Annotated in this window: 11 protein-coding genes and 1 pseudogene; 11 read left to right on the forward strand and 1 reads right to left on the reverse strand. The window is 40.0% G+C overall.

Translation table 11 applies throughout. The annotated features are described in order from the left end of the window. The first annotated feature begins 84 nt into the window (after positions 1-84). From D7004_RS21105 to D7004_RS19180, 4 genes are all read left to right on the forward strand, one after another. Positions 85-210 carry a chloride channel protein gene (locus D7004_RS21105; RefSeq protein ID WP_244214384.1) on the forward strand — a complete coding sequence of 42 codons (126 nt, stop codon included), beginning with the start codon at positions 85-87 and terminating at the stop codon, positions 208-210. Between the two features lie 1,135 nt (positions 211-1,345). Next, positions 1,346-2,680, forward strand: coding sequence for a Na+/H+ antiporter NhaA (nhaA, locus tag D7004_RS19170; protein ID WP_123207427.1), 1,335 nt, complete (start codon positions 1,346-1,348; stop codon positions 2,678-2,680). Positions 2,681-2,684: 4 nt separating this feature from the next. Continuing rightward, positions 2,685-4,016: a DUF389 domain-containing protein gene (locus tag D7004_RS19175; protein WP_123207428.1), complete on the forward strand. Its 1,332-nt coding sequence runs from the start codon at positions 2,685-2,687 to the stop codon at positions 4,014-4,016. A 324-nt stretch (positions 4,017-4,340) separates the two neighbouring features. Beyond that, the gene (locus D7004_RS19180; protein WP_123207429.1) at positions 4,341-4,706 is read left to right on the forward strand and encodes a response regulator; all 366 of its coding nucleotides are present in this window, start codon (positions 4,341-4,343) and stop codon (positions 4,704-4,706) included. Between the two features lie 202 nt (positions 4,707-4,908). Here D7004_RS19180 and D7004_RS19185 read toward each other — a convergent pair whose 3' ends face one another. Then, a complete protein-coding gene (locus tag D7004_RS19185) occupies positions 4,909-5,793 on the reverse strand; it encodes a mechanosensitive ion channel family protein (protein WP_123207430.1) in 885 nt (294 codons plus the stop codon). A gap of 434 nt (positions 5,794-6,227) precedes the next feature. Between D7004_RS19185 and D7004_RS19190 the strand changes: the two genes are divergently transcribed. The 7 genes and pseudogenes from D7004_RS19190 to D7004_RS19225 all read left to right on the forward strand — a co-directional run bounded on the left by D7004_RS19190 (position 6,228) and on the right by D7004_RS19225 (position 12,449). After that, positions 6,228-7,472 carry a DUF2254 domain-containing protein gene (locus tag D7004_RS19190; protein WP_244214385.1) on the forward strand — a complete coding sequence of 415 codons (1,245 nt, stop codon included), beginning with the start codon at positions 6,228-6,230 and terminating at the stop codon, positions 7,470-7,472. 933 nt (positions 7,473-8,405) lie between these two features. Next, a complete protein-coding gene (locus D7004_RS20775; RefSeq protein ID WP_123207432.1) occupies positions 8,406-8,615 on the forward strand; it encodes a hypothetical protein in 210 nt (69 codons plus the stop codon). Positions 8,616-8,956: 341 nt separating this feature from the next. Then, on the forward strand, positions 8,957-9,700 hold the full coding sequence (locus D7004_RS19205) for a hypothetical protein (protein ID WP_123207433.1): 744 nt from the start codon (positions 8,957-8,959) through the stop codon (positions 9,698-9,700). Between the two features lie 98 nt (positions 9,701-9,798). Further along, positions 9,799-10,077, forward strand: coding sequence for a helix-turn-helix domain-containing protein (locus D7004_RS19210; protein WP_123207434.1), 279 nt, complete (start codon positions 9,799-9,801; stop codon positions 10,075-10,077). Between the two features lie 445 nt (positions 10,078-10,522). Next, positions 10,523-10,873 carry a plasmid mobilization protein gene (locus D7004_RS19215; RefSeq protein WP_123207435.1) on the forward strand — a complete coding sequence of 117 codons (351 nt, stop codon included), beginning with the start codon at positions 10,523-10,525 and terminating at the stop codon, positions 10,871-10,873. 145 nt (positions 10,874-11,018) lie between these two features. After that, positions 11,019-11,813: pseudogene (locus tag D7004_RS19220) on the forward strand (relaxase/mobilization nuclease domain-containing protein); the annotation flags it as partial. Between the two features lie 18 nt (positions 11,814-11,831). Continuing rightward, positions 11,832-12,449, forward strand: coding sequence for a hypothetical protein (locus tag D7004_RS19225; RefSeq protein WP_123207437.1), 618 nt, complete (start codon positions 11,832-11,834; stop codon positions 12,447-12,449). The last annotated feature ends 229 nt before the right edge of the window (positions 12,450-12,678 follow it).

Raw genomic sequence — 12,678 nt, forward strand, 5'->3', positions numbered from 1 at the left:
ATTATGAGTAAAGATAGGATTTGTTTTTGCCTACACGTAAATCTGACAGGTCTTCTACATCTGAATACCTCCAATTTCATCTTAATGGAAATGGCCGCCGCTCTAAGTTCCATCACGCATGCCCCTCTGAACGGAATATTCCTGATCGCCAAAATCACTGGTGGATATGTGCTGATGGTGTCTTTGATGATTACGTTTGCTATTTCGTAAATAGAAGTATTAAAAAAAAGCCGTTGCAGATAAGGCAAAACCGCTGTCATATGAGGGCAAACATCCACTGTGCTCATTTAGATAATACTCTGTTGTCTCATAGAAAAGGATTAAATACCGCTTATGGACTAAGGGCTTTTCATCTCAGTGTGATTCTACTGGAAAGTGGAGTCACCTATATCATGAAATGATAGGGTTTGCTTACTCGACTATTTGAGTAACCGACCTTAAAGTGGCAATTACTTTTTTGAAATATTTAGCCCGCGATAAATCCCATAAAACGCCAGATTATCTTCGGAAAGGGAAGATATTGTCGGCTCCTTAACATATTGATTAGTAATATTGGAATGACAAAAGAAGAAACTCAAATCATTACATCAGAGAGAATATACAACTAGCAGTGAAAATCGGACCAATTTCAACATTGCCAGCGAGGGGGGCCAGTCACCAGTATCAATATATGGGTTCCAAAATATTTAATATGGTCCCTTAAACTAATTGCTAAAAAAGCATATCCGGTAATCAGCAGGAGCAATAAAAGCAGCGAAAGTAAGACGTTAAAGGCATCAATATTCAACAACCTCATTAATATACCTATTAGGATAATGCATGTATAAAAGAGGTGCATTACATGAATTCGCCTTACATTCCTACCCCAAGTTATCATTCTGCTTGTCCTGATGATGCTACTACATTTTTTCATGCTATTAATTTTAGATAATCTAGCCAAAACGATTCCTGTGGAATTATTTCTATATAAATTCTTGATAATCGATTTATTGTTTGATTAATTGGTTTCTTTCATAGTCTAATGAGTTTCATAATGGGGTGGCTTATTTTCAACCTGAACGTGTTAGTAAAGTTGAGCTTATTTTGAACTTACAATTCATTACCTAGGTTGGATAAAAAAATCTGTCATTCCTTCGTTGCATATCAACTGGGCTATGAACGCCAAACCTTCAGCGTGCCTGTAATTTACCAACCGCTTATATCTACACGGTGATGTACATGAATAATAGTGGAACGGCGATGCTAATTTTCAGGTGTCAGTACCTCGTTTATTACATGGTTTGGAACAATAATCCGACTAAAAGCGTATTTTTATGCCTTTAGTAATCCATCAAAAACCCTCTTAATGAATAGCATACCAAAAAGCCCGATAGAAAGAATAATAGCCCCAGTTAGTCGTTTTGTCCACCTGGAATACACTAGTGGTATTGTCTTGCTGATTAGTGTACTGCTGGCTATCATCTGGGCAAACTCCGGATTTAGTGAATCTTACCATCTTTTATGGGAAACGCATTTTATGGTTGGTTTAGGCGAGCACCTGCTCGATAAGCCCCTTCACATCTGGATAAATGATGGGCTGATGGCACTCTTCTTTTTTGTGATCGGCCTTGAGCTCAAACGTGAATTTATGGAGGGTGAACTCTCCACCGTTTCCAAGGCATTGCTACCGATGACAGCAGCATTGGGCGGTATGCTTGTTCCTGCGACAATTTACTTTTTGATCAACAGCGGGACAGGTGCCTCCCATGGCTGGGGAATTCCGATGGCTACTGATATTGCCTTTGCACTAGCCTTGCTTTCCATGGCAGGCAAGCACATCCCTGCTAGCATCAAGGTTTTTCTCTCTGCACTAGCTGTGGCGGATGACCTTGGAGCAGTAATGGTTATCGCCTTCTTTTATACCGGACAGGTCAACTTTGTAGCCCTTGGCATTGCCGGAATCTTTTTATTGGTGTTGATTATCGGAAACGTAATGGGTATTAGAAGCAGTGCATTTTACCTCATACTCGGGATTGCTGTATGGATAGGGTTCCTTTTATCAGGCGTTCATGCTACTCTTGCCGGGGTAATTGTCGCCTTTACTATTCCGGCAAGGACGAGAATTGATGAAGAGGTATATTCCAATAACCTGCGTAAACTAACTGATGATTTTGACCGCGAGATCCCCAGTAATAGCACGCTGACCACCCCCGACCAGCACCATACCATACAGCAGGTGAAAAACCTCAGCCTCGCTGCAGAAACCCCACTCCAAAAGATTGAGCATGCGTTACACCCCTATGTGGCCTTTCTGGTTATGCCCCTTTTTGCATTGGCAAACTCAGGCATAATTATCGGTGCTGATTTTTTCACCGCTATAATCAATCCGGTATCCATTGGCGTAACAGCGGGATTGGTATTGGGCAAATTTACAGGAATATTGCTATTTTGTTATATCATGGTAAAACTGGGTATTGCCAAATTACCTGAAGGCGGAACCTGGAAACACATGATCGGGGTTGCATTGCTTGCCGGGATAGGTTTTACAATGTCTCTTTTTATTAGCGGACTGGCCTTTTCGAGTCCAGAATATGTTGAACAGGCAAAATATGGGATTCTAATTGCCTCTGGTCTGTCAGGCATATTGGGTACTCTAGTGTTAAGGGGAACGGCCCGGAATCAAACTGGATTAAAAAAATAGCAGTATGAAAGAACACGAATCAGGCCTAGGTGCTTACATCAGATTATTTTTTCAGCGCAGGTTCAACCTCCATCTGGATAAGGCTAATGAGGAAGAAGTAGTCTCGGCCATCAAGGCCAATACGGTTTTTGTTGGACCAAGCCTATGGACCCTAATATTTGCAATATTCATCGCTTCGATAGGCCTGAACGTCAACTCGACGGCCGTAATCATCGGGGCGATGCTCATCTCGCCGCTTATGGGGCCGATAATTGGGATCGGACTGGGTATCGGGACAAATGACCTTGCCCTGGTACGACAGGGAGGGAGAAATCTCCTTATTGCGGCACTTATAAGTATTGCCACCTCGACACTCTACTTTTATATCACCCCACTGCATGATGCCCAGAGTGAACTACTGGCTAGGACAACGCCCTCGATATGGGATGTATTCATTGCCTTTGTTGGCGGTTTGGCCGGAGCGATAGCGGTGACGAGAAAGGAAAAAAGCAATGTGATTCCAGGAGTGGCCATCGCGACTGCATTGATGCCGCCCCTCTGTACAGCAGGATTTGGGCTAGCCTCGGGCAACCTGCTTTTTTTTGCCGGGGCAATCTATCTTTTCTTTATCAATAGCTTATTCATTTGCATCTCGACCTATCTGATTGTTCGTTTTTTGAAGTTTAACAAAAAATACTTTGAGAATAAAAATACTGAAAAAAAGGTGTCGAGATATATCCTAATTACCGTTTTGGTAACCGTTCTGCCAAGCATTTATCTCGCTTACGGAATTGTACAGAAAAGTATCTTTGAAAGCAGTGCACAGCGACTTATTCGTGAGGAGTTTAATTTCAGTAATACCCAGGTGGTTAACAAGAGTTTTAAGTACTCAAGGAATTCAAGAGAAATCGATTTACTTTTAATTGGCGCGGAACTCTCCAAACCAACCGTCGACAGCATCCGTTCAAAACTATCTGTATATAACCTTCAGGGTACCAAGCTCATTATTCGCCAGGGGCTCGATGCTAGGGCAAATGTGGATTTTTCCCAGATAAAGGCCAGTATAATGGAGGATGTGTTTAACAGGGATTCACTGGCCAAAAAGACTGTGTCTGCAAATAAGGATGATAGCGAAATTCCAGAAATCCGGGAAGAAATTAAAAGCCTGTTTCCGGCTATCAAAAGTTATAGTATAGCCAATACGATTTACATGAATACAGATACTCTTAAAAAAGACACTGTTCTTCAGTTCACTGCTACCCTAAACGGAGGTATGCCAGTGTCGGAGAATGGTAAATTGGAAAAATGGCTAAAAGCGAGGTTAACATCCCAAAAGTTAAAAATAATTTTGCAATAGCCAACTATATAAAGTCTAAGCTGACTTCTGTTTGGATAACATCAACTAAACATAAAAGCGGATTTCACCACCTAAAATTGAATCTGCTGATAGCAGATTAGCTGGGATTGTATGGACCGACTATATCGAATTGCTATCTGGTCAATTGGTTCAAAGTCGATTTATCAGGTTTCAAGGAATCATTTCTATGTTCAGCGTATCATCGCTTGGCATAATGTTGATATTCCACTATCACTTTTAATAAGTAAAACTTTATCCTAACCAATTCGTTCTTAATAAGATCAGGGTACTACATACTTGTTCCGGGATCTAATAACAGATAAGATGGATGCAAAGAAAATAATGATCGTAGACGATAATCCAGATATTCTGGAAATCTTATCCCTGATAATGGATATGGAAGGTTTTCAGGTATTGGGAATAAGCAATGGACTGCTTTTTTCTGAGAGTATTTTATCCTTTTGTCCTGATCTGATTCTACTGGATATAATGCTAGGGGAAGTAGACGGAAGGGATCTTTGCAATATTTCCAAGGGAACTAAAAAAATTGGTCACATACCGGTGATCATGATTTCTGCCACACATGGTATGAAAGATATCAATCTTCTTTGCAAACCCGATGACTTTATTTCCAAGCCATTTGATGTAGACGATCTGGTGTTCAGGGTAAACAGGCAGTTTGTAGCATAAACAGGTTTTGGGCTGGTTAAATATAGCCTCAGCAAGAGTGCGAACTTTTGCAGTCCCTGCATTCCTATGCACCTACTTGACACAATTGAAAAACAATTTCGATAAGTTGAGATTCTAATTTACATGATAAGCTGATGGACTAAAAAAGACAATGTATAAGGTCTCATGCGCCTATGAACCTATTACCGACAGAACTTTAGAATTATTCAGTCGCTTTGGTATCATTCAAGGAAACACCCCCTTTAATGCCAAAGTCCAGCGTCCTAATTGGAAAAGGTATCATAATGTCGTTTTGGTCATACGCCTTTTTTATGCGCATGATGGCCTGGCTCTTCACCTCCAAAAAATTAACCTGCTCGGTGGTACTAATCCACATCCTGATTACATAGTTTATAGAGCTATCGCCAAATCCCGTATAGAACATGGTCACCTCCTCATCGGCAGAGAGCCCATCGATATCCATTACCGCGTCCAGAGTTACTTGTTTCACCTTATCCAGGTCATCACCGTAAGAAATACCAACTTCCAGGTCGATCCGTCTTTTCCCCAAAAGGCTGTAGTTCTCAATTGGGCTTTGGAAAACATCCCTATTTGGTAGAATCACCATCTGGCCCTGATAAGTTCGTATGACGGTATCCCGAAGATTAATCTCCTCCACCTTGCCCATGTAATCCTTGATTTTAACAATGTCGCCCACGTATAATGGCTTTCGAATCGAGATGAAAATCCCTGACATAAAGTTAGCTGCAATATCTTGAAAGGCAAAGGCCAAAGCCAGTCCCAATATCCCCGCACCGGCCAATATTGATGTAACAGCTTTGTCTAGCCGCAGAACGCTTAATGCTATAAAAATTACGATCCCTATTAAAAATATATAGATAAGTGTGCTGAAAAGATTATCTAGCGTCTCGTTATGTATAACCTTTCTTATCAGTTTGTTTACTATTTTTCGAAGTGACTTTGCAATGAAGATGCCAAGAACGAGGATGAGGGCTGCAAGAGCAATATTGGGAAAAATCCGTATAAAATCCTTTGTCCATAAGACTAACTTATCGGTAATCAGTTCATAAGCATGATTAAAATCCATAATGAAGTACTATTTTGTGGTGAGGGAGCAATAACTTGAAATTTCAGTGTGGTGTAAATATGGCATTAACTCTATTTATTAAGTAGATAAGCTAGAAATGGTGTTTCTAGTATTATCCAAAATGTATAAATGTATTAAATAGAAAAGCGCCCCGATGTGAAGGCGGATTTATGTATTTTTAGGTAGGTTTAAAATAAAGAACAGTCGTATTCATAAATTGTTTCGTCTTTATTTAACGATAGGTATATCTAAAACATTTTATTATTGGCAGAAATTCAGTTCATTGAAACTAACTTTCTCCCTAGATTGTATGAGTGTTAACTGTTTGATGCGGTTAGGAAATTTAGAGTGGGAAACCTGATTCTAAATATTATCTTGTTTGGAAGTGGGGCAAGTTAGGTTTGGTTGCTGTAGTGAAACTCTAAATATTAACTTTGTTAGAAAAGAAAATGGGGAAACAATTTAATAAATTTCTAAGAAAAAGTTATAACAAACTCGTTAGTAGCATTGCATTTTATCCAGCTTTGATTGCTATTGGCTTTCTGATAATTTCGTACCTCATGTTAAACCTGGATTTTTCCGAAACCGGAAAGCAGGTTAAGACCAATTACAACTGGATACGCTTAAAGGATGCAAGTACGGCAAGGTCCATTGTTTCTACCATAGCGGGGGGTATTATTTCTTTGATGGTCTTCAGTTTTTCTATGGTAATGATTCTGCTTAACCAGGCAGCCTCACAGATGAGTAATCGTATGCTAGAAGGCATGATCGGTAATCGTTTCCAACAATTGGTCCTAGGTGCCTACATTGGTACAATCGTTTACGCACTTTTTTTGCTAAGCACCATCCGAGACCTTGAATCAGGAATTTATGTGCCAGCATTGAGTATTTACCTGCTATTGCTTATCACAATTGGCGATATATTTCTATTCATCTATTTCCTCCACTATGTAACCCAATCTGTCAAGTTCGAAACCATTATTTCCCGGGTACATCACAAAACTTACGATTCCTTAGCAAAAAACTGCAGGAATAAAAAGGTGGATTTTGTTAGCGAACCTAAGGGACAGGCAAGACTGGTTTTAGCAGAAGCTTCGGGATATTATCAGGGCTTTGATAAACGAAATCTTTTAGAATTCGCAGTTAAAAATGATCTGATCATTAGGTTACTTCATCCTCCTGGCAGCTTCATAATGAGGGATCAGGCGATAGCACATTACTTTTCGGCTGCTTCAATTGATAGCCAACAACAAGAAGAGCTGCACTCAAACTTGGATATCTATAATGGAGAGCCCATTGACAATTGCTTTTTTTATGGTTTCCACCAACTTACCGAAGTAGCCTTAAAAGCATTAAGCCCAGGTATCAATGACCCGCAGACCGCTGTTATTGCACTTCATGCATTGGCCGATCTACTACTTTGTAGACTAAGCCGCCACCCTAACTTAACGGTTGCCGATAATAATGATCATGCAAGGATTATTCTTTCTGAAAGAAGCTTCAAAGATCTTTTTGTGGAATGCATAAATCCCATTTGGGACTACGGAGCTGATGACCGCTATATTCAAAATACGATGTTCGCCGTGCTTATCCAGCTTATCTCTGCCGCATCAAATGAAGAAGAAATAACGCTACTGGTAAGTATGCAGGCAGAGGTAACAAATAAACGAAAAATTTAATGACCTGTCGTTGTTCTTTTTTGCTCCAGTTCCAACAGCTGCTTGGCTCTATGCTAATAGAAAGTAGATAGTAAGAATATTTCTTCCCATTCCCTATCGCAAGGTTAAGCAGCATTTTATTGTCCTCTATTTTGGGCAGTGGTCTTACTTTGCAACTTACTCCAGCTCCTGGAATGTCGGGAAAATCATTTTTTTGCCTACATGTATCGTTTAGCACTAGTTGTAAATTACTCCTTTGCCGACTAAACTATCATCGTTTTCTTCTCGTATCTCTTTGAGATAAAGCGATAATTATTATGTTAGGAATCAACAGATTAACGGAAATTAGGATTGTGGCATGGAAAGCAAGGAATGGTATGAACATTTTAAGAATCGGTCTGGGTATCATCTTTATCTGGTTTGGCATGATAAAGTTCTTTCCTGGATTGAGCTCAGCCGAAGAAATCGCGGGCCGTACCATACTGATACTAACCTTTGGGCTGGTTAAGCCAGGCTTCTCGATGCCAATGCTTGCAGTTTGGGAGTGCATCATCGGGCTGGGCCTGATTTCCAGGGCTTGGCTCAGGTTGACATTGATCCTATTATACCTGTAGATGGCGGGAACTTTCTTACCTCTACTCTTTTTTCCACACGAAACCTTTAACCATTCGCTATTGGTCCCAACCTTACTAGGACAGTATATCATCAAGAACTTCGTGCTCATTTCTGGGGGCATTGTTATTGATGCAACGATCCGAGGGGGAAAATTGAACGTGTCGCCACTTTCTGAGGATAAGGCAGCAAGGCTGGAAAAACGGTTTGGACGAATTAAAAGATTGTTAAAATTTAGCTAGCCATTTCCAAAAATATAAACCGCGTTACTATCCTTTTGACCTCCAGAATAAGTGTTTTTGAGATAAGTAACAGTATCATTTGAAAAAGTCGCGTTTTTAAATGCTGGTATGCAAGCAAACATGGTTAGCCATCCGCATGGGCAGGTCTATGCAGAACTGCACTTCCTTATTCCGGAACCAGCAAGAAAAGATAGATTTTGACAAGGTACTATATCATGCAGACATGGGTAATGTGGCTACACCAGTTTATGTAGCCTTTCTAATCAAGGACAGATTGGAAAATAACCAGCTCACTTTAGAAAAAGGATAATTCTATGGTAGCTAAGGGCTATTTCATAACCGTTGCAAATATCAACTACTCTCGGAAACGTTTCACCTTTGGGTAGATTACAGGACCTGGAACGAAACGCAGTTGCGACAGAGTCGAGGTTGCATAGTGAAGTATTGCCTATAGAGAAAGTTCACTTCACACCCAGTACGCATTTTAATATAAGGTCAACGGTTTTTGTCAGGTTTTAGGTTTTTTAAGCCTTTTTGGTATTTCTAGAGATATCAATAAAAGACACGGACTTCCTTACAAGGCTGTAATCTAGGTCGATTTGCATTTCTTGCCAAGAAAATTTAAATTAGCCTCTCATCAAAACCTATTATATGTTGCAATATTTTAAGTTTAGAGATTTATCAGTTCGCAAACCGCATCATTTTGACTTAGGTTTTCCACTCTTCTTCAATACGAAGTTCGAGAATAATTTTTTTGTCACCAAGTTGTTTAGACTCTCTTCTGAGGAATATACAGCATTTTATCAATATCATCTTAACTGGTTTATTTCAAGAAACCCAGGCTTGGAAGAAAAATTCTTCTTAAATGTCTGGACGATAGTGGACGACCGTATCATTGAATACCTTAAAAAAAAGGTTTCCTCACTCAACACGATTGAAACCCTAAAAAAACTTAGAGAATTCAAGGGTACCATTGCACAGCTCGATACATGGAATATCTCTAAAAAAATAGAGGTTGTCGTGGCTGAAAAAGACCTGGAAATTTCAGCACTGAAGTTGGAGATAAATGACTTGAAGAATAAACTGAAATCGATCAGCAGGTTCGATCCAGACCAAAAGATCAGAATTCTTGAAGGGAACCTCCCTACGTTGGTCGACCTAATTAAACAAATCCAGCATATTGAAATGCCAGATGGCAAAAAGCTGGCCCGTTCACAATCTCAAAGCCCCTGGTACAAAATGATTGCTAGATATTTTCAGCAAGGAGAAAATGAGATCTCCCCGGAAACACTTCGGAATTACTTTCCAGCCAATACATCTACTAAATTAGTTAAGGGATCAGAAGTCGCGGAGTCCAATAAGCTATTTAAAATCATACCGCTGGAACCTAAGTAAAATACAACCAATCTGACCAAAGCATATAAATGGTCATTTAAAACGTACTTTTCTGATTCAATTTCGTATTGGCAATGTCGCCAAAGTAATTGAATCTTATGTCTATAGAAATTATGACCAAATCTGATTTGATGGATTTTAAATCAGATTTATTTAAAGAACTTAAAGCTTTTCTGGCTCCAGAAAAACCCGCTGATAAAAAATGGCTTCGTAGCAATGAGGTCAGGAAGTTATTGGGCATATCGGCCGGAACTCTTCAAACCCTTAGAAATAACGGAACACTCAGCTTTACCAAAATTGGCGGGACCATGTATTACAGCATGGAGGAAATCAACAAAGTCCTGCAGTTTCCAAAAACGTCTAATATTCTGAGATGAAAATGGCTACACCATTAACAATCTTCCTGTGCAAGGCAGCGGAAGACCATGTGATTTCGCCCATACATATCAGTCTCTTTACATCAATCCTTCAGTGCTGGGCCAGTGGTGGCCGGATGAATCCGGTCGTGGTCACCAGGAAAAAGCTAATGAGGATTTCAAAGATCAGATCAACCAGCACTTACCATAAGTGTATTACGGATTTATCCAGGTCAGGTTACATTACTTATCTGCCATCTTTCAATCCATCAGGTAGTTTGATTTTTTTAAATAAATAACGTTGTATGAACCGGTTTATTGAGAAAGGGTTTTTTAAAAACTTTGAGGGAGCAAGTTTATGTTTTTGTTACCACAAAAACCTTTTTCCCGGGGAAAAAGAACTTGCTTTCCGCTCCCGATGGTCGCAGAAAGTGGCTGCCGCCATAAAGACCTAAATTAGATTAGTATGGAAATTCGACCAAAGAAAAAAGGTGGAAGACCACCAAAAAAAATAAAAAGACAAAGTATGGTCAGACTGCGGTTAACCATCACCGAGCGATTTCTTTTGGAACAAAAATCAAAGCGAGCTGGAATGGGCATAAGTGATTTTATAAGGCATTCAGTAATCTCATCCAAGGTAATGAGCAGATTTGGAGAAGTGGAAATCTCTGCTCACAGGGTACTTGCAGGCATGGCAAACAATTTAAATCAGCTGACGAAAAAAGCCCACCAACTGGGCCTGCTGATTATGGCTAAGCGCTGTCAGGATCTGATCTCGGAAATTGAAGATCATATGAAAACAATGAATGATTTATGATTGGCAAAATAACATCGGGAAAGAGTTTTGGTGGCTGCGTGCGCTATGTAGTTCAAAAGGATACTGCAAGAGTGCTTGATGGTTTGGGCATCAGGACCGCTGACGTGAAAAGGACGATTGCAGATTTTAATTTCAGCGTTCCGCAAATCCGGAGCTAACTAAAGCGGTTGGTCACATTTCCCTAAACTTCAGTGAGCAGGATAAGCTGAAGCTAACTGATGAAAAAATGCTGGAAATGGCAAATGAATACCTTGATAGGATTGGCATCAAAGATACGCAGGTACTTTTTGTCAGGCATGAAGATAAATCGCATCCGCATGTACATATTGTGTATAACCGGGTCTCAAATTCAGGTAAGACCATATCTGATAAAAACCTGTTCCATAAAAACGCGAAGGTATGCCGGGAACTGACCAAGGCTCATGGTTTATTTTTAGCTTCCTGCAAAATGCATGTGAATAGACAGGCACTAAAGGGGGCTGATAAGGTTAAGTATGAGATTTTTGACCATATCATATATGCGAAAGCCGTTACAAAAAATTGGGGAAACTTTGAGCAGGCCCTGAAAAATGATGGGGTTGGAATTATTTTCAAATACAATGGGAATACCCAGAAGATTCAGGGACTTTCTTTTAACAAGGATGGCTATGTGTTCAAGGGCTCCGAGATTGACAGGTCGCTAAGTTATGGTAAGCTGAATGCCGAATTTAATGCAATAGCTTTAGATACCTCCTATTCTCCGGCAGGGACAAAAGAACCCGCTACCATGCAGAATCTGGTTAATGAGATTCGTAATCATATTCAGTCTGATCATACCGGCACCTCCTTGCTCGAGGTTTTGCTGCAATCGGAACTTCCCACCCTTGCCACAGAACCCGAGCCATTTATTAAAAGAAAAAAGAAATCTCAGGCTAAGGGCAAAAGCCGGGGGAATGAGTAGGTAATTAAATTAAATGAGATGAAAACAATTGAGCAATCATTAGATAATTTTGGAGAGATTTTGGAGGCCTTGGCAACTCAAAGCAAAGCGCTGGAAGATAATGTCAGGACATTAATCAATACCCAACCTGCTGATTATGGTGATGATTTCAAAAAGGTATTACAGGAGTTAACTGATGTTAATGGAAAATTAGACCGGGAGGATTTAAAAGCTATGTTGGTCAGTTTAAATCGGAAAATAGAAAAAGTGCCGGACATCATCCCAGTTAAACATCACCATTATCTTGACAAGAATAGTAAGGGTTTGGTTGTGGGCATATTTTCTGGTTTTATTTTTATTGCAGTTTTAACTGGATTAACTGCGTACATACTGAACCGAAATGCCTCGCTGGCTTTGGATAGTGATAAACTTTTGTACTTAAGGGCTTATAATCCAGAATATTTGAATCGTGTGGATTTGGCATTTGTATCTGCAAGGGATAGCCTGGTTAGGGCTGCAAAAGAAATCATACTCAACCAAGAGCAACTGCTGCAGGCGGAGCAGAGCCTTAGAAACAAAGAGACTGAACTCAACAAAGCGCGGTTACTAAAGAAGAAACTGCAACACAGGCGACAAAAAAAAATAAAAATCAAATAGATGTGTTTTGGCCATCCTTCATTTGTGGCCTATCGAACCCGGACACACAATCCACCTTCGTTCCGATTTTGCATTTACGGAGTTTGTGTTTTGTGCAATAGAGGAGAAGTAATTTAATTAGGGGCGCTCGTTGCGCCCTTAATTAATAGCTGTTTAGCCCTCTGGCAATAATGGGTTCAACCATTTTCTAAAAAAGCGTAATTTCACCTCTTGAAGAGACGTCGTCTTT

The sequence above is a fragment of the Pedobacter jejuensis genome, from assembly GCF_003725795.1.
Lineage (GTDB): Bacteria > Bacteroidota > Bacteroidia > Sphingobacteriales > Sphingobacteriaceae > Pedobacter > Pedobacter jejuensis.